Origin of the sequence: Aurantimonas sp. E1-2-R+4 (assembly GCF_036549515.1) — a bacterium.
In the GTDB taxonomy this organism is placed as follows: Bacteria; Pseudomonadota; Alphaproteobacteria; order Rhizobiales; family Rhizobiaceae; genus Aurantimonas; species Aurantimonas coralicida_A.
On sequence record NZ_JAZHLK010000007.1, the window covers coordinates 74,679 to 90,396 of the forward strand.

Here is a 15,718-nt window from a genome sequence, read left to right on the forward strand (position 1 = left end):
ACGCATGGCAATGCGACCCGTCATCCGGCCGCGTTCTCGCTCTCGGCCCGCTGTCTTAGTAAATCCGCGAGTTCGTGATCGCCGGCCGGCAACATGACCTGAACGGTGGCGAGAAGGTCCCCCCGGCCGCCGGATTTGGCGGTCAGGCCCTTGCCGCGAAGGCGGAAGGTCTTGCCGGAATCGGTCCAGGCCGGGATCGACAAGGCGATCCGCCCGTCCAGTGTCTCGACCTCGACCTTGCCGCCGAGTACCGCCGTCGTCAGCGGAACCGGCAGATCATGGACGAGATCGCGCCCCTCGACCCGAAAGCGCGGATGCGCGGCGAAATTGATGGTCACGAGCGCGTCTCCGGCCGCGCCGCCCGGATAGGCCGCCGGCTGGCCCTGTCCCTTCAGCCGGATAACCTGTCCGTCCTCGACGCCATCGGGAAGCCGGATCGCCAGCCGTTTCCCGTTCGGGAAGATGGCCTCGACCTTTTCGTTCGAGACGATGTCGGCGAGCCGCACCCTGAGGTTGGCCTTGATGTCGGGTGCCTTGGCCGCTGCCTCGCGTGCCGCAGAAAACCCGGCGCGATCACCCCCCCTGCCGGCGCCCGCGCCGCGAAAAGCCTGTTCGAAGAAGTCGGAGAACGTGCTCTCCTCGCCGAAATCCTCCGCCCGACCCGTGGAGCGGAATTCAAAGCCTCCCGGCTGACCGGCGCGCCGTCCGGCGAACGGACTGCCGCCCGCGCCCCCGCCAAATCCGGAGAAGCCTTGGAATTTCGGCTTGCCTTCCGCATCGATCTCGCCGCGGTCGAATTGCGCCCGCTTCTCCTTGTCACCGAGAATCTCGTAAGCTTGGTTGGCTTCGTTGAAACGCGCCGCGGCGGTTGGATCCTTCGCGTTGGCATCAGGGTGGTACTGCTTGGCGAGCTTGCGGAAGGCCGACTTGATGTCCTTCTCGCTCGCGGATTTTGCGACGCCAAGAGCGGCGTAAGGATCGCGCATGAGGCAATGGGTCCTTCACGATGCGGACGGATGTTGAACGAGGGACAGCGGCCGGGCCGCGCCGAAAGCCTATATGTAGGCGGGAGGTGGGAAATTTAAGGGCGGAGCGTAGGCTGACGAAGGCGGATCAGCGATTTTCGTCGAACCGCACGAGAGCCCATTCGCCTTCCCCGACCGTGCAGGCCTCGCCATTGTAGAGGGCGATGCCGTCGAAGCGCTGACGGGAGGTCTGGAATTTCCGGCAGATCTGCCGTCCCGCGCGCACTTCCTGCAGCGCCGTGATGACGCCGTTGGCACCGGTCTGCGGGTTGGCCCAGGCGTAGCGCCCGCCGGCGCCCTCGATATCGGCAGCGGAGACGGCGTTGCGCACGGTGCGCCGGTCCGAGACCTGGTCCGGCTGTGCGGCCACCTGGGTCGGCGCGGCGTCGACGGCCGGCGCGATCGAGCCGGTGATGAAGCTGTTATCCACCATGTCGCCAAGTCCCGGTCCCGACACGACGCATCCGCCGAGGCCGAGTAGAAGAGCGATCATTGAAAGAGTTTTGAACAGTGCCATCAATCTTTTATGTCTAAGGTTGCCGCGCGCGATTCGGCAAGGTGTTCCGGAAAGGTAAGACAGGTCCAATATGGCGAAGGAACTATTAACCCTTGGTGAAACGCCTGTCGGCGACGATCCGTTTGCCCTGTTTTCCACCTGGCTCGACGCCGCTGGAGAGAGCGAGTCGAACGATCCGGGCGCGACCGCGCTGGCGAGCGTCGACGAACACGGGCTGCCCGATGTCAGAATGATGCTCCTGAAGGGGTTCGATGAACGGGGCTTCGTCGTCTACACCAATTTCGAGAGCGATAAGGGTCGGCAGATTCTCGCCAGCCGCAAGGCCGCCATGTGCTTCCATTGGAAGTCGCTACGCCGGCAGGTTCGGCTGCGCGGGCCGGTCGAGATCGTCAGCGACGACGAAGCCGATGCCTATTTTGCCGAGCGGCCGCGGGGCAGCCGGGTCGGGGCCTGGGCGTCGGACCAGTCGCGGCCGCTCGATAACCGCGCGGTCCTGGAGAAGCGTGTCGCCGAATTGGGCGAACAGTATGGCGATGGTGACATCCCGCGGCCGGCCCGTTGGTCGGGATTTCGTCTGGTGCCGGTCCAGATCGAGTTCTGGCAGGATGGCCAGTTTCGCTTGCACGATCGGGCGATCTTCCGGCGAACGGAGCCAGGTGCGCCCTGGACTGTCGAACGCGTGTATCCATAACAGCGGCTGCCTGATCGGCGTGGAGGCTGGCTTCAGGCCAAGGCGGCTGGCGCGTCAGATCCCTGCTCGGATCTCGGTGACGAACGCCGGCACCAGGACGCTTGCCTTGCCGTGACGGGCCTCGTCGAAAAGCGGCGTGCCGTCCGACGGCTCGAGATTGAGTTCCAGGGTTCGGATTCCGGCGGCGCGCGCCTCGGCGACGAAGCCCGCCGCCGGATAGACCGCACCGCTGGTGCCGATGGAGACGAAGAGATCGGCGGCCAGAAGGCGCTTGTAGATGTCGTCCATATGATAGGGGATCTCGCCGAACCAGACGACGTCCGGGCGCATGCCGCCGGCATGTCCGCAGGCGCTACAGACCAGATCGGCGCTCAAATCACCGTCCGCCAATAAGTGGGCTCCGCAGGTCGCGCAGAACGCCTTGGTGAGTTCGCCATGCATATGGACGATATTTCGCGAGCCGGCGCGTTCGTGCAGATCGTCGATATTCTGCGTGACCAGCGTGACGGCGCCGTCATGGACGCGTTCCAGCTTGGCGAGGGCGTGGTGGGCCGCATTGGGCTCGATCGCGGCAAGCCCCGCGCGGCGAGCATTGTAGAACGCGTGAACCATCGCCGAATCGCGGGAAAAGACTTCCGGCGTCGCCACGTCCTCCAGCTTCACCCGCGACCAGATCCCGCCCTTGTCGCGGAAGGTGTCGACGCCGGATTCGGCCGAGATTCCAGCGCCCGTCAGGATAACGATCGAACCGGGGCGTCTCACGCCTCGGTGCCACCGACCGTTACCTGGTCCATGCGCAGATGCGGCTGGCCGACGCCGACGGGCACGCCCTGGCCGTTCTTGCCGCACATGCCAATCCCGGTATCGAGGGCGACGTCGTTGCCGATCATCGACACCCGGTGCATCGCCTCCGGTCCATTGCCGATCAGCATCGCGCCTTTTACCGGCTCCTCGACCTTGCCGTCGCGGATCCGGTAGGCCTCGGTGCAGCCGAAGACAAATTTGCCGCTGGTGATGTCGACCTGGCCACCACCGAAGGAGACGGCATAAATGCCGTCCTTGACCGAGGCGATTATCTCCTGCGGCGTGTGCGACCCCTCCAGCATCATGGTGTTGGTCATACGCGGCATCGGCGAATGGGCGTAGGACTGGCGCCGACCGTTGCCGGTGGCGGCCATCCCCATCAGCCGGGCGTTCTGGCGGTCCTGCATGTAGCCGACCAGCTTGCCGTCCTCGATCAGCACGGTCCGGTTCGTCGGCGTGCCTTCGTCGTCGATCGTCAGCGAGCCGCGCCGCTCGGCGATGGTGCCGTCATCGACGACGGTGACCCCCTTGGCCGCCACCTGGCTGCCCATCAGGCCGGCAAAGGCGGAGGTCTTCTTGCGGTTGAAATCGCCCTCCAGTCCGTGGCCTACCGCCTCGTGCAGCATGACGCCCGGCCAGCCGGACCCTAGCACGATGTCGAAAGTGCCGGCGGGGGCGGGAACGGCGCTGAGATTGACCCGGGCCTGGCGCAGCGCCTCGTCGGCGATATGCTGCCAGTTTTCGGTGACAAAAAACTCGCCGAAGCCAGTCCGTCCTCCGGCGCCGAACGAGCCCGATTCCTGCCGGTCATCCTTGCCGCAGACCACCGAAACATTGATCCGCACCAGCGGTCGCACGTCCTTGGCCAGCCGTCCGTCGGCGCGCAGGATTTCGACCGTCTGCCATTGCGAGCCGAGCGTCACCGAAACCTGGCGCACATCCTCGCCCTTGGCCCGCACATAGGCGTCGATGTCCTGGAGAAGCTTGATCTTCGCCTCGAATCCCGGCGAGGGGATCGGGTTCTCGTCGCCATAGAGCTTGCGATTGGTGCCGGCGGGCGGCTCGGCATAGGTCCCGTGATGACCGGTTTTCACGGCGGTGACGGCTTGTGCCGCGCGTTTCAGGGCGGCGTCGGAAAAGTCACCCGCATGGGCGTAGCCGACGGCATCACCGGCGACGGCGCGCAAGCCGAAGCCCTGGTCGGTCGAGAAATTGCCGGCCTTGAGGCGGCCATTGTCGAACACCAGCGATTCCGACTCGCGGTATTCGAGAAACAGTTCGCCATCGTCCGCGCCTTGGAGCGCTTCGCCAAGGATGGTGTCGATCTCGGCTCTGGAAATGTCGAAGCGCTCGATCAGCGACGCGGTCATGGCAGGCTCCTCGGTCGAAAGATTCAGAGCCACGACATAAGAGCGGGTGGGCCGTATGCCAACGGCTGGGGGCACGAGACAGCCGCGCGGCTCCGGCCGGCGTTCGCCGCGATCACGGCAGGGCGGCGAAGCCGTCCTTGAAGCCGTCGAGGTCTACCGGGATACCGATGCCCTGTTCTGGCGTCTGGAAGACGATGAAGGTCGCCATCTTGCCGCTGGACAAGGTTTCCAGCAGTTCGTCGGCGAGAACCACCTCGGCGAAGCATCCGTCCTGGAAGCAGCGCACGAACTGCGCTCTGCCGATGTCGTTGCCGTCGACATACAATCCGAGGCCATTGGGCAGAAGAATGCCGAGCGGGGCGAGCACGCGCAGGATGCGCGCCTGCTGGTCTGCTGTCTTCAGCGCGACGATCGAGAGGCCGACTTCGGGACGGTCCTCGGCAACGACGTTCTGAAGCAGGGCGCATTGTTCGCCGGAGGCGCCGGCCGGCTGATCGCAGACAATGGCCCACGCCCCGTGCTGGGACTTGACCGTTCCGGTGGCGCCGGATTGCGCCGCGGCGGGCTGGGTCGCAGTTGCGGCGGCCATCAGGACGAGGGCCGCGAGTCGCGGCAGAAAGGCATGTGTCATCGTAAAATCCGAATCAGGCTTGCTTCTCATTTGCCGCTTCTATGGCAAATAATTGGTTACCGGCGATGCCGCTTGCCGGCGAGGCGGATGTCCATAGCGCGGGGATAATCGCATAAAACGCGCGTCGCGCGAGCACCGTCCTTTCGCACAAAGCCTCGCTAGCGACTGATGTTGCTCGGATTATGCCCGCGGCATCGCGAATATGTCGCAAGTGGATGGCCGTTCTAAGATGTTGCGGAAAACCGGGTTTCGTGGTTTGAAGCACTGGGCTACCGGACATATTCGGATTATCATATGTTTTGGTGCTGGCGTTCGCTGGTTCCAAGCAGTATCCGTTCCGGATCAGGGACTGACGCGAGAGCGACAGGAGACAATGCGAGTGAGACGATCGATCTTTGCTGCAACGGCGTTTCTTTCGACGGCCGGGGCTGCCATCGCGCAGGAAGCGGACCTGCTTCCCGGACAGCCGCATCCCTGGCAGATCCTGCTTCAGGACGCCATGTCGCCTATCGAGAGCCAGATTCAATGGTTCAACTGGTACGCGCTGGCCTTCGTCATCCCGATCACCATCATCGTTGCGGCGCTTTTGGGGTGGTGCATCTACCGCTTCCGCGAAAGCCGCAATCCGGTCCCGTCCCGCACCAGCCACAATACGCTGATCGAGGTCGTCTGGACCGTCGCGCCGGTGATCATCCTCCTGTTCCTGGCGATCCCGTCCTTCCAGCTGCTGACGGCGCAGTACAATCCGCCAAGCGAGCCGGAACTGACCATCAAGGCGACCGGCTATCAGTGGTATTGGGGTTACGAATATCAGCCGGCGGATGGCACCGCGCAGGCGCAGGCCGAGACGGTCTCGTATGAATCCTATCCTCTGCTGGAGGAAGATCGCGATGGCGCCGGCAAGCAGGACAAGGGGACCTATCCCCATCTCTTGGCGGTCGACAACGAGGTGGTCGTTCCCGTCGATACGGTGATTCGCCTGCTGTCGACGTCGGCTGACGTCATTCACGCCTTCGCGATGCCGTCGATGGGCGTCAAGGTCGATGCGGTTCCCGGTCGCCTGAACGAATCCTGGTTCGAGGCGCAGCGGGAGGGCATCTTCTACGGCCAGTGCTCGGAGCTCTGCGGCCAGGCTCACTACAATATGCCGATCGCCATCCGGGTCGTTTCGAAGGAGCAGTTCGCCAGCTGGTATGCCGCTGCTTCGCAGGATCTGGAGAACGCCAACGCGCAGCTGACCGCGGAGATCGACTCCGCGGACGGCATCGCCGTTGCCGGTCGCTGAACACCAACAGGGTTTGAGGGAGATCGACAATGGCCTATGGCGCCACCCACGACGCCCATGACGCTCACAAGCCGTCCGGCTGGACGCGCTGGGTCTATTCGACGAATCACAAGGACATCGGGACGCTCTACCTGATCTTCGCGATCTGTGCGGGCATCATCGGCGGTGGCCTCTCCGTTGCGATGCGCATGGAGCTCCAGGAGCCCGGCTTGCAGATCTTCGGCGATCCGCAGCTCTACAACGTGCTCACCACCGGGCATGGCCTGATCATGATCTTCTTCATGGTCATGCCGGCGCTGATCGGCGGTTTCGCCAACTGGATGGTGCCGATCATGATCGGCGCGCCGGACATGGCCTTTCCGCGGTTGAACAACATCTCGTTCTGGCTGCTCGCCGTTTCCTTCCCGCTACTGATTCTGTCGATGTTCGTCGAGGGAGCTCCCGGTTCCAACGGTGCCGGCACCGGCTGGACCCTGTATCCGCCGTTGTCGACATCCGGTCACCCCGGCCCGGCCGTCGATCTCGCGATCTTCTCGCTGCATATTGCCGGCGCCTCGTCGATCCTCGGCGCCATCAACTTCATCACCACCATCCTCAACATGCGCGCGCCGGGCATGACCCTGCACAAGATGCCGCTGTTCGCCTGGTCGGTGCTGGTGACTGCCTTCCTGCTGCTGTTGTCGCTGCCAGTGCTTGCCGGCGCGATCACCATGCTGCTGACCGATCGCAATTTCGGTACGACCTTCTTCGATCCATCGGGTGGCGGCGATCCGATCCTGTACCAGCATCTGTTCTGGTTCTTCGGACATCCGGAGGTCTACATCCTGATCCTGCCCGGTTTCGGCATCGTCAGCCACATCATCTCGACCTTCTCCAAGAAGCCGGTTTTCGGCTATCTCGGAATGGCCTACGCCATGGTCGCGATCGGCGTCGTCGGCTTCGTTGTGTGGGCGCACCACATGTATACGACCGGCATCTCGCTTAACACACAGCGTTATTTCGTGTTCGCAACCATGGTCATCGCGGTGCCAACGGGCATCAAGATCTTCTCGTGGATCGCGACGATGTGGGGCGGCTCGCTGTCGTTCAAGACGCCGATGCTGTGGGCTCTCGGCTTTATTTTCCTGTTCACCGTTGGCGGCGTCACCGGCGTCAAGCTGGCCAATGCCGGCCTGGACCGCGTGCTGCACGACACCTATTACGTCGTCGCTCACTTCCACTACGTGCTGTCGCTCGGCGCGGTCTTCGCCATCTTCGGGGCCTGGTACTACTGGTTCCCGAAAATGTCGGGCTACATGTACAACGAGATGATCGGCAAGATACACTTCTGGACGACTTTCGTCGGCGTCAACATTCTGTTCTTCCCGCAGCACTTCCTCGGCGCCGCCGGCATGCCACGTCGTTACGCCGACTACCCGGAGGCGTTCGCGGGCTGGAACTTCGTGTCGTCGATGGGCTCCTACATCTCGGCCGTGGGCGTCGCGATCTTCCTCTATGGAATTTGGGAAGCCTTCGCCAAAAAGCGGATCGCCGGCCCCAATCCCTGGGGTGCGGGAGCGACGTCGCTCGAGTGGCAGCTGTCCTCGCCGCCGCCCTACCACCAGTGGGAAGAGCTGCCGCGCGTGAAGTGAGACGCGCCGGCTGACGCCGCACGGTAAATGCGCTACGGTCTTCGGACCGGGCGCACCAATATTCGGGGCCTTCCCATTCGGGAGGGCGCCCAATGCGACCGGACACCGGTCAGATGGACGAGTTCGAGGTTCGACTTGACGCTTCTCGGCCCCACCAACAGCGAGGTGCGCTCCAACGGCGTGAGCCTTGCCGAGCCGCGTGACTTCCTGGCGCTACTCAAGCCCCGGGTCATGTCGCTGGTGGTTCTCACCGCGATCACCGGCCTCGCGCTGGCCCCTGGCTCTTTGCATCCGACGCTCGCGGTTATCTCGATCCTGTCGATCGCGATCGGCGCGGGCGCTTCGGGCGCGCTCAACATGTGGTATGACGCAGACATCGACCGCGTCATGACGCGCACGGCGAAGCGTCCGATCCCGGCCGGGCGTGTCGAGCCGGAGACGGCGCTGGCCTTCGGGCTCGGGCTGTCTTTGCTCGCGGTTTCGCTGCTCGGTCTCGCCTCGAACTGGTTCGCCGCCGGGCTGCTCGCCTTCACGATCTTCTTTTACGCCGTCGTCTACACCATGTGGCTGAAGCGCTCGACGCCGCAGAACATCGTCATCGGCGGCGCGGCGGGAGCCTTCCCGCCGATGATCGGCTGGGCCGCCGTCACGGGCGGCGTCGCGGTCGAGAGCATCGTTCTCTTTCTCATCATCTTCCTTTGGACGCCGCCGCACTTCTGGGCGCTGGCGCTGTTCAAGCTGAAAGACTATGACAACGCCGGCGTGCCGATGCTGCCGAATGTCGCCGGCGAACGCACGACGCGAATCCAGATTTTCATCTACTCACTGGTGCTTGTACCGGTCGGCGTCGCGCCTTGGCTCCTGGGCTTCGCCGGGCCGGTCTACGGAATTGCCTCGGTCCTGCTCGGGGCGAACTTTCTTCGTCATGCCTATGCGACGCTGCGCATGGCCGACGGCGATCCGAAGATGATTCCGGCCAAGCGGTTGTTCGCCTTTTCCATCCTTTATCTGTTCGGCCTGTTCGTGATTCTTCTCGCCGAAGCGCTTTTGCGGCCTGTGTCGACCATGATCGGAGCCTGATGTGGAAGAGGATCGCGTAAGGCTCACCGAGGCGGAACAGCGGGCGCGACGGCACCGGTCGATCGCGATCGGGGTCGTCCTCGTGGCGCTCGTCGTCATCTTCTACGTCGTCTCGATCGCGAAGATGGCGTCATGAGCGGGATGGAACGTGACGCGGGAAAGCCGGCGCCCCGCACAGCCGGCCGCAAGGGCATCGTTATCGCCGTTGCCTGCGCGGCCTTCGCCGTCGGCATGGTCGGCGCCGCCTATGCCTCCGTGCCGCTCTATCAGCTGTTCTGTCAGGTCACCGGCTATGGTGGCACCACACAGCGGGCGGAGGCGGGTTCGAGCCGCGTCATCGACCGTACGGTGATCGTGCGCTTCGACGGCAACGTCGACGGCGACCTTCCCTGGGCGTTTCAGCCGAACGACCGGCAGGTCACGGTGAAACTCGGTGAGACGCGCGAGACCAGCTTTCATGTGAAGAACAATTCCGACCGGGCGGTCACGGGGCAGGCGACGTTCAATGTCACGCCCAACGCCGCCGGGGTCTATTTCAACAAGATCGCCTGCTTCTGTTTTGATAACCAGACGCTCCAGCCGGGGGAAGAGCTGGACATGCCGATCGTCTTTTACGTCGATCCGGACATGCTGGAAGCGGACGAATTGAAGAATGCGCCGGGAATTACCTTGTCCTACACGTTCTTCAGGGTCGACGATCCCGATGAGTCGGTTGCGGCGGCGCCGCAAAACGGGACGAGCACGGACACGACGAACAAACTGTGAGACCCGCGAGCGACCGGGATATCGGACGCGCGCGGCAGGCAAGAGTGAAGCTGGAATTGGCTCGCGATCTCCGATAGGCAGATCGCCGGGCATAGAGGATCAGACCGGGGACCCGTAATGGCAGACACGCACGCCAAGCACCACGACTACCATATCATCGATCCGAGCCCGTGGCCGTTCATCGGCTCGATCGGCGCGTTCGTCATGCTGTTCGGCCTCGTCGGCTTCATGCGTGGCGCCGCCGGCAACCAGTTTGTGGTCTTCGGCCTGGATCTCGCTGGTCCCTGGCTGTTCTTCCTCGGTTTGGCGATCGTTCTTTACGTGATGTATGCATGGTGGTCGGACACCATCAAGGAGGGCCGCGAGGGCGCCCATACGCGGGTGGTATCGCTGCATCTGCGCTACGGCATGATCATGTTCATCGCCTCCGAGGTGATGTTCTTCGCCGCTTGGTTCTGGGCGTTCTTCGACGCCAGCCTGTTTCCCGGCGAAGCCGTTCAGCCAATGCGGGCGGAAGTCCTGGGCGGGCAATGGCCGCCAGTCGGCATCGACGTGCTCGATCCGCTGCACCTGCCGCTGTTCAATACGATCACCCTGCTCTTGTCGGGCACGACGGTCACCTGGGCGCACCATGCCCTGCTGCATAACGACCGCAAGGGCCTGGTCTGGGGGCTGGCGCTGACCATCATCCTCGGCGTCATCTTCTCCTACGTCCAGTTCTACGAATACGCCCACGCGCCGTTTGCCTTTGCCGGGTCGATCTACGGTTCGACCTTCTTCATGGCGACCGGCTTCCACGGCTTCCACGTCATCATCGGGACGATCTTCCTGACCGTCTGCCTGATCCGGGCGATGAAGGGGCAGTTCACCCCGCAGAAGCACTTCGGCTTCGAGGCCGCCGCCTGGTACTGGCACTTCGTCGACGTCGTCTGGCTGTTCCTGTTCTTCTGCATCTATATCTGGGGCAGCTGGGGCGCGACGATCGCCGAAGGCTGAAACCTGTCTCGGCCGGTCGACGGCGAGCCGATGGTTTATGGCAGAGGCGGCGCGCAAGCAGCCGCCTCTGCCATTTTTGGGAGACCGCAAACCGATGAGCCAAGACAGGGCGCCGCATACGCCGGCCGACCCGGCCAAGGCCGGGCTGCGGGGACGCTGTCCCCGCTGCGGCGAGGGGCGATTGTTTTCCGGCTTTTTGTCCGTCGCGCCGCGCTGTACCAATTGCGATCTGGACTACGCTTTCATCGACAGCGGCGATGGTCCGGCGGTCTTCGTGATTTTGATCATCGGCTTTATCGTCGTTGGACTGGCCCTCTGGCTGGAGGTCACGGTGGGCCCGCCCTTGTGGGTGCATTTCCTGCTCTGGCTGCCGCTGACGCTGATCCTCAGCCTGCCGCTCCTGCGCAGTCTCAAGGGATTGATGATCGCGTTGCAATACAAGCACCGGGCATCGGAAGGCCGTCTCGATCTTGACCGGTGATATCGCGCCCGTGAGCCCTGCCGCCAACGACGCTATGGGCAGCCGCATGTCCCGCGCGCGCTTCTGGTTGGCGCTGGGTTTCTGCCTTGCCGGGATCGCGATCCTCGCCGGTCTGGGCACCTGGCAGGTCGAACGGCTCGCCTGGAAGCAAGGCCTCATCGACCGGATCGAACAGCGAGTTGACACAAAACCCGTCGATCTGACGGCGCTTCGCGCGGCGTATGCCGCCACAGGCGATGTCGACTACATCCCAGTGACGGTCAACGGCCGCTTCCTCCATGAGGGCGAGCGCTACTTTCTGTCGACCTTCGACGGCCAGGCCGGCTGGAACGTTTATACGCCGCTCGTGACAGGGGACGGGGATGTCGTGTTCGTCAATCGCGGCTTCGTCCCCTATGAGCTGCGCGAGCCGGCGACGCGCCCGGAGGGGCAGGTCGAGGGAAGCGTGACGATTACGGGTCTGGCAAGGAACGCGCCGACCCAGAAGTCGGGCTATTTCGTGCCCGACAACGATACGGCCAAGCAGATGTTTTTCTGGCGCGATCTCGATGCGATGGCCGCCGGCCTGACGCTCACAAGCGACGCGCGGGTGCTGCCGTTTTTCGTCGATGCCGGGCCGGGCCGGGCGCCCGGCGGCTGGCCGGTGGGGGGGACGACTGTCATCGAGATCGCGAACAGCCATCTGCAATACGCCATCACCTGGTACGGGCTGGCCTTCGTGCTGGCGGTAATGACGGTGTTGCTCGTGGTGCGGGATCGACGCGCGGCTCGGGCAGCCACCGGCGCCTCAAGCTGAACCGTTCAGTCGCCGCGGGTCGAACCGAACCTGCCGAGATCTGACAAGAGCCGACGGACCGTGGCGTCCGTATCGCCCCGATCGTCGCGGCCGTCGCTGAATTCTAGGCCGAAATTCCGCATTCTGCGCCACACGACCTTGGCCGATCTGATCCGCGCGTCGGCACGCTGAACGGAAAACTCGACATCGCGCGAGGGAATGTGTCCATCCGCAGCGACGATTTCGGCGCCATGGTCGGACAGGTTCTTGATCCGAACGGGCAGGATCGCGCTTTCGGGGCCGCATGTGACCGCGCCGGCCAGGCAGACACGGCGTCGGCGATTGCGTCTTTGTTCGAGCATTGGATCTCTCCCGAATTCATTCGGTATCCTGAGTAAATTCGAAAGACGCCTCTGCCAAGATTTGGATGTTGTTAGGCTTAACGCCGGCGGCGCAGTGGAACGACCGATCAGGTCCCGCGAAGCAGTGCTCCGAAAACGGATTCCGGTTTTCACCAACATGCTGTAGGCACGGCGAGACTTGACACGCACATGGTCGATCCCTTCATTCGGCCCGCCGATCGAGCGATACCGCCAACACCGGAGCCATTCTTGTCCGTCCCTGCCGCAAAGCCGAAACTGACAATCCGCATGTGCGAGCCGCGCGGCTTTTGCGCCGGTGTCGACCGGGCAATCCAGATCGTCGTTCTGGCGCTGAAGAAATATGGCGCTCCGGTCTATGTGCGCCATGAGATCGTCCACAACCGCTATGTCGTCGAAGGCCTGCGCAACATGGGCGCGGTCTTCGTCAAGGAACTCGACGATATTCCCGACGATGGCCAACCGGTGGTCTTTTCGGCGCATGGCGTGCCGAAGTCGGTTCCAGCAGCGGCCGAGGCGCGTGAGATGCTTTACCTCGACGCCACATGTCCCCTGGTCTCGAAGGTCCACAAGCAGGCGATGCGGCACATGCGGCTCGGCCGCCATGTTCTGTTGATCGGTCATCGCGGTCATCCGGAGGTCGTGGGCACCATGGGCCAACTGCCCGAAGGCGCGGTGACCCTGATCGAGACCGAGGCGGATGTCGCCGCCTATGTCGCGAGCGATTCGGCCACCCTTGGCTTCGTCACCCAGACGACGCTGTCGGTCGACGACACGATCGGGATCGTCGAGGCATTGCAGGCGAAGTTCCCGGCGCTGCACGCGCCCTCGTCGGAATCGATCTGCTATGCCACGACCAACCGGCAGGAGGCGGTGAAGGCAGCCGCTCCCGGCGCCGACGTCTTCCTCGTGGTCGGGGCGCCGAACTCGTCGAATTCGCGCCGGCTGGTCGAGGTGGCGGAACGCTTCGGCGCGGCCGAGGGGGTTCTGGTCGAAGGCGTGGCGGACATTCCCTGGGATGCGATCGTGCCGGGCGGCACCATCGCGATGTCGGCCGGTGCCTCGGCGCCGGAAATTCTCATCGACGCCATCGTCGCGGCGTTCCGCGAACGGTTCGAGGTCGCCATCGAGCTGGTGCGGACGGCCGAGGAGAACGAGAATTTCCCGGTCATGCGCAGCCTTCGCCAGACGCCGCTGACGGCGGCCGACATGGCCTTCGTGAACGGTCAGGTCTGAGCGTGGCGGTCTATACGGACGTTTCGGAATCGCAGCTGACAGCGTTTCTCGCCGACTACGACCTCGGCCCGCTGCTGAGCTACAAGGGCATCGCCGAGGGCGTCGAGAATTCGAACTTCCTGCTGCGCACCGGCGGCGGGACCTTCATCCTCACGCTCTACGAAAAGCGGGTGAACCGCGACGACCTGCCTTTCTTCGTCGGCCTGATGGAGCATCTGGCCGAGCGCGGGCTGTCCTGCCCGCTGCCGGTCCATACGCGCGCCGGCGAGTCGCTCGGAGAACTGTCGGGCCGCCCGGCGGCGATCTTTACCTTTCTGGAAGGCATGTGGACCCGCCGACCGTCGGCGGACCATTGCCGGGCCGTCGGTGGCGCCATGGCGCGCATGCACGCGGAAGCCGCGGATTTCCCGCTGCATCGGGCAAACGGCCTGGCGCTCGCTGACTGGCGGCCGCTGTTTGCGAGTTGCGATGGCCGCGCCGATGAGGTGGAGCCGGGTCTGTCCGACGAGATCGCGGCGGAACTGGCGTTCCTGGAAGCAAACTGGCCAACGGATATCCCGCGCGGCATCATCCATGCCGATCTCTTCCCCGACAACGTCTTCTTCCTCTCCGGTGAGTTGTCCGGCCTGATCGACTTCTATTTCGCCTGCGACGACCTCCTGGCCTACGACCTGGCGATCGGGCTATGCGCCTGGTGCTTTGAATCGGACGCAAGCTTCAACGTGACCAAGGGCAGGGCGCTGCTTGAGGGGTACGCCGCGGTTCGGCCGTTGCTGGAAGAGGAACTCGCGGTGCTTCCCGTCCTTTGCCGTGGCGCGTCCCTGCGCTTCTTGCTGACGCGGCTCTACGATTGGCTGAACACGCCGGAGGGCTCCTTCGTCACCAAGAAGGACCCGAAGGAATATTTGCGCAAGCTGCGCTTCCACCGTTCGGTCGGAAGTTCTGCGGGGTATGGGTTCGATACCGGACGGGTGAAGGCATGAGCGAGGCAATCCGGGTCGAGATCCATACCGACGGGGCCTGTTCGGGCAATCCGGGGCCGGGCGGCTGGGGCGCGATCCTGCGCTTCAACGGGGCGGCGAAGGAGTTGAAGGGTGGCGCGGAGCAGACCACCAACAACCGCATGGAGCTCACGGCCGTGATCGAGGCGCTCGCCGCGCTGAAGCGCCCCTGCACCGTCGATCTGTATTCCGACTCGACCTATATGCGCGACGGCATCACCAAATGGATTCACGGCTGGAAGCGCAACGGCTGGAAGACCGCCGACAAGAAGCCGGTGAAGAATGCCGAGCTATGGCAGCGGCTCGAAGCGGAGAAGGGCCGCCACGAAGTGGCGTTCCATTGGGTCCGGGGCCATGACGGCGACGAACTCAACGAGCGCGCCGACGAACTCGCCCGCGCCGGCATGGAGCCGTTCAAGACTGGAAAACGGACCGCGAGGTAACATCCTCACGGCCCGTTCTCCATGCGTTTGCCGGGTTGACTCAGAGCTGCTCGAGCAGCGCCTCGGCCGACGATTTGTCAGCCTGACCCGGTGATTCCTCGATATTGAGGGCTTTGACGACGCCGTTCTCGACGATCATCGAATAGCGCTTGGACCGGACGCCGAGGCCTGCCACCGAAAGGTCGACATCGAGCCCGACTGCCTTGGTGAACTCGCCGTTGCCATCCGACAGGAACAGGATCTTGCCGGCCGCGTCATTGGCCTTTTCCCAGGCGCTCATGACGAAGATGTCGTTGACCGCGACGACGGCGATCGTGTCGACGCCCTTGGCGCGAATCTCGTCATTGTGGTTCAAAAAGCCGGGCAGATGGTTCATCGAGCAGGTCGGCGTGAACGCGCCGGGCACGGCGAACAGCACGACCGTCTTGCCGGCGAAGATCTCGTCGGTGGACAGATCGGCGGGGCCATCCGGCACCTTGGTCTTCAGTGTCGCATTTGGAATCTTGTCGCCTACGCCGATAGCCATATGTCATCCCTCTCGTACGCCGCCAAGCGGCTTGATCCTGGCCAAGCGCCAGCGATGCCCGGATGTGGGGCGCCCCATGCT

General features: G+C 63.8%; 19 protein-coding genes. 12 read left to right on the forward strand and 7 right to left on the reverse strand.

The window, feature by feature from the left end; translation table 11 throughout:
• Positions 1 to 20: 20 nt before the first annotated feature.
• Positions 21 to 986 carry a DnaJ C-terminal domain-containing protein gene (locus VQ045_RS05425; protein WP_331829397.1) on the reverse strand — a complete coding sequence of 322 codons (966 nt, stop codon included), beginning with the start codon at positions 984 to 986 and terminating at the stop codon, positions 21 to 23.
• 127 nt (positions 987 to 1,113) lie between these two features.
• Positions 1,114 to 1,518, reverse strand: a complete 405-nt coding sequence (locus VQ045_RS05430; protein WP_331829398.1) for an RT0821/Lpp0805 family surface protein — start codon at positions 1,516 to 1,518, stop codon at positions 1,114 to 1,116.
• Between the two features lie 94 nt (positions 1,519 to 1,612).
• Here VQ045_RS05430 and pdxH point away from each other — a divergent pair, with 94 nt between their 5' ends.
• Positions 1,613 to 2,233, forward strand: coding sequence for a pyridoxamine 5'-phosphate oxidase (pdxH, locus tag VQ045_RS05435; RefSeq protein WP_327622328.1), 621 nt, complete (start codon positions 1,613 to 1,615; stop codon positions 2,231 to 2,233).
• A gap of 54 nt (positions 2,234 to 2,287) precedes the next feature.
• Here the strand turns inward: pdxH and VQ045_RS05440 are convergent, their stop codons facing one another.
• From VQ045_RS05440 to VQ045_RS05450, 3 genes are all read right to left on the reverse strand, one after another.
• The gene (locus VQ045_RS05440) at positions 2,288 to 2,995 is read right to left on the reverse strand and encodes an NAD-dependent deacylase (protein ID WP_331829399.1); all 708 of its coding nucleotides are present in this window, start codon (positions 2,993 to 2,995) and stop codon (positions 2,288 to 2,290) included.
• Positions 2,992 to 4,407, reverse strand: coding sequence for a metalloprotease TldD (gene tldD, locus VQ045_RS05445; protein ID WP_327622325.1), 1,416 nt, complete (start codon positions 4,405 to 4,407; stop codon positions 2,992 to 2,994). Before tldD ends, VQ045_RS05440 begins: the two co-directional genes overlap by 4 nt.
• Positions 4,408 to 4,519: 112 nt before the next feature.
• Positions 4,520 to 4,996, reverse strand: coding sequence for an invasion associated locus B family protein (locus VQ045_RS05450; RefSeq protein ID WP_331829415.1), 477 nt, complete (start codon positions 4,994 to 4,996; stop codon positions 4,520 to 4,522).
• A gap of 415 nt (positions 4,997 to 5,411) precedes the next feature.
• Between VQ045_RS05450 and coxB the strand changes: the two genes are divergently transcribed.
• The 8 genes from coxB (at position 5,412) to VQ045_RS05490 (ending at position 12,072) form a co-directional block, all read left to right on the forward strand.
• Entirely contained in the window at positions 5,412 to 6,323 is a 912-nt protein-coding gene (gene coxB, locus VQ045_RS05455; RefSeq protein WP_327622324.1) for a cytochrome c oxidase subunit II, read from the forward strand.
• A gap of 29 nt (positions 6,324 to 6,352) precedes the next feature.
• Positions 6,353 to 7,954, forward strand: coding sequence for a cytochrome c oxidase subunit I (gene ctaD / locus VQ045_RS05460; RefSeq protein ID WP_331829400.1), 1,602 nt, complete (start codon positions 6,353 to 6,355; stop codon positions 7,952 to 7,954).
• Between the two features lie 135 nt (positions 7,955 to 8,089).
• Positions 8,090 to 9,034, forward strand: a complete 945-nt coding sequence (locus VQ045_RS05465) for a heme o synthase (RefSeq protein WP_442872836.1) — start codon at positions 8,090 to 8,092, stop codon at positions 9,032 to 9,034.
• 1 nt (position 9,035) lies between these two features.
• Positions 9,036 to 9,170 (forward strand): protoheme IX farnesyltransferase, encoded by a 135-nt coding sequence (locus tag VQ045_RS05470; protein WP_327644925.1) that lies wholly within the window; start codon positions 9,036 to 9,038, stop codon positions 9,168 to 9,170.
• Between the two features lie 5 nt (positions 9,171 to 9,175).
• Entirely contained in the window at positions 9,176 to 9,799 is a 624-nt protein-coding gene (locus VQ045_RS05475; RefSeq protein ID WP_442872840.1) for a cytochrome c oxidase assembly protein, read from the forward strand.
• A 117-nt stretch (positions 9,800 to 9,916) separates the two neighbouring features.
• On the forward strand, positions 9,917 to 10,795 hold the full coding sequence (locus VQ045_RS05480; RefSeq protein ID WP_327622320.1) for a cytochrome c oxidase subunit 3: 879 nt from the start codon (positions 9,917 to 9,919) through the stop codon (positions 10,793 to 10,795).
• A 94-nt stretch (positions 10,796 to 10,889) separates the two neighbouring features.
• Complete coding sequence (locus VQ045_RS05485; protein ID WP_327644923.1) at positions 10,890 to 11,276, forward strand: DUF983 domain-containing protein; 387 nt, start codon at positions 10,890 to 10,892, stop codon at positions 11,274 to 11,276.
• A 10-nt stretch (positions 11,277 to 11,286) separates the two neighbouring features.
• The gene (locus tag VQ045_RS05490) at positions 11,287 to 12,072 is read left to right on the forward strand and encodes an SURF1 family protein (protein ID WP_327644921.1); all 786 of its coding nucleotides are present in this window, start codon (positions 11,287 to 11,289) and stop codon (positions 12,070 to 12,072) included.
• A gap of 5 nt (positions 12,073 to 12,077) precedes the next feature.
• Here VQ045_RS05490 and VQ045_RS05495 read toward each other — a convergent pair whose 3' ends face one another.
• On the reverse strand, positions 12,078 to 12,413 hold the full coding sequence (locus VQ045_RS05495; RefSeq protein WP_327644919.1) for a PilZ domain-containing protein: 336 nt from the start codon (positions 12,411 to 12,413) through the stop codon (positions 12,078 to 12,080).
• Between the two features lie 288 nt (positions 12,414 to 12,701).
• Between VQ045_RS05495 and ispH the strand changes: the two genes are divergently transcribed.
• From ispH to rnhA, 3 genes are read left to right on the forward strand one after another with little or no spacing between them, the layout of a single operon-like run.
• On the forward strand, positions 12,702 to 13,667 hold the full coding sequence (ispH, locus tag VQ045_RS05500) for a 4-hydroxy-3-methylbut-2-enyl diphosphate reductase (RefSeq protein WP_331829416.1): 966 nt from the start codon (positions 12,702 to 12,704) through the stop codon (positions 13,665 to 13,667).
• A gap of 2 nt (positions 13,668 to 13,669) precedes the next feature.
• Entirely contained in the window at positions 13,670 to 14,650 is a 981-nt protein-coding gene (locus VQ045_RS05505; protein ID WP_331829401.1) for a homoserine kinase, read from the forward strand.
• On the forward strand, positions 14,647 to 15,111 hold the full coding sequence (gene rnhA, locus VQ045_RS05510; RefSeq protein ID WP_331829402.1) for a ribonuclease HI: 465 nt from the start codon (positions 14,647 to 14,649) through the stop codon (positions 15,109 to 15,111). Before VQ045_RS05505 ends, rnhA begins: the two co-directional genes overlap by 4 nt.
• 40 nt (positions 15,112 to 15,151) lie before the next feature.
• Here rnhA and VQ045_RS05515 read toward each other — a convergent pair whose 3' ends face one another.
• Positions 15,152 to 15,637 carry a peroxiredoxin gene (locus tag VQ045_RS05515; protein ID WP_331829403.1) on the reverse strand — a complete coding sequence of 162 codons (486 nt, stop codon included), beginning with the start codon at positions 15,635 to 15,637 and terminating at the stop codon, positions 15,152 to 15,154.
• Positions 15,638 to 15,718 lie beyond the last annotated feature (81 nt).

Excerpts from the sequence above, each read along its gene's own strand:
- VQ045_RS05450 (WP_331829415.1), bottom strand. The coding sequence starts at position 4,996 with ATGGCCGCCGCAACTGCGACCCAGCCCGCCGCGGCGCAATCCGGCGCC.
- VQ045_RS05515 (WP_331829403.1), bottom strand. The coding sequence starts at position 15,637 with ATGGCTATCGGCGTAGGCGACAAGATTCCAAATGCGACACTGAAGACC.
- ispH (WP_331829416.1), top strand. The coding sequence starts at position 12,702 with ATGTGCGAGCCGCGCGGCTTTTGCGCCGGTGTCGACCGGGCAATCCAG.
- VQ045_RS05425 (WP_331829397.1), bottom strand. The coding sequence starts at position 986 with ATGCGCGATCCTTACGCCGCTCTTGGCGTCGCAAAATCCGCGAGCGAG.
- tldD (WP_327622325.1), bottom strand. The coding sequence starts at position 4,407 with ATGACCGCGTCGCTGATCGAGCGCTTCGACATTTCCAGAGCCGAGATC.
- coxB (WP_327622324.1), top strand. The coding sequence starts at position 5,412 with ATGCGAGTGAGACGATCGATCTTTGCTGCAACGGCGTTTCTTTCGACG.
- VQ045_RS05480 (WP_327622320.1), top strand. The coding sequence starts at position 9,917 with ATGGCAGACACGCACGCCAAGCACCACGACTACCATATCATCGATCCG.
- rnhA (WP_331829402.1), top strand. The coding sequence starts at position 14,647 with ATGAGCGAGGCAATCCGGGTCGAGATCCATACCGACGGGGCCTGTTCG.
- VQ045_RS05485 (WP_327644923.1), top strand. The coding sequence starts at position 10,890 with ATGAGCCAAGACAGGGCGCCGCATACGCCGGCCGACCCGGCCAAGGCC.
- VQ045_RS05495 (WP_327644919.1), bottom strand. The coding sequence starts at position 12,413 with ATGCTCGAACAAAGACGCAATCGCCGACGCCGTGTCTGCCTGGCCGGC.
- pdxH (WP_327622328.1), top strand. The coding sequence starts at position 1,613 with ATGGCGAAGGAACTATTAACCCTTGGTGAAACGCCTGTCGGCGACGAT.
- VQ045_RS05475 (WP_442872840.1), top strand. The coding sequence starts at position 9,176 with ATGGAACGTGACGCGGGAAAGCCGGCGCCCCGCACAGCCGGCCGCAAG.
- VQ045_RS05430 (WP_331829398.1), bottom strand. The coding sequence starts at position 1,518 with ATGATCGCTCTTCTACTCGGCCTCGGCGGATGCGTCGTGTCGGGACCG.
- ctaD (WP_331829400.1), top strand. The coding sequence starts at position 6,353 with ATGGCCTATGGCGCCACCCACGACGCCCATGACGCTCACAAGCCGTCC.